The 296-nt window shown below is 74.7% G+C and carries 1 pseudogene; it reads left to right on the top strand.

Going from position 1 to position 296, the window contains the following annotated elements:
• A pseudogene (locus ACJOT3_RS34755) lies at window positions 1–296 on the top strand (HNH endonuclease); the annotation flags it as partial.

Genomic DNA, 296 nt, shown 5'->3' with positions numbered 1-296 from the left:
CGCCACCGCCCCCCACGACACCGACGGCGAACCGGTGTCCGCCGACCGGATACGGCAGATGATGGAGACCGGCATCCTGGCCGCCCGAGCCGAGGGCGAGGCCACCACGGTCGCCCGCATCAACCGCCTCGCCGCACGCCTCCAGACCCGCCTACTCCCGGACCGGGCCGAGAAGGACCACGCCCGCGCCGACGCCGAGCGCGGCGCCCGCCTGGACGTGACCTTCGGCGGATCGTTCCTCTTCCAAGCCTGGGGCTCGGCCGCCGACGCCGTCCTACTGCGGGCCTGCCTGGACT

The sequence above is a fragment of the Nocardiopsis protaetiae genome (assembly GCF_045446735.1).
In the GTDB taxonomy this organism is placed as follows: Bacteria; Actinomycetota; Actinomycetes; order Streptosporangiales; family Streptosporangiaceae; genus Nocardiopsis; species Nocardiopsis protaetiae.
The sequence above is the reverse complement of the archived record's forward strand: the minus strand, read 5'-3'. Positions and strand labels throughout refer to the sequence as shown.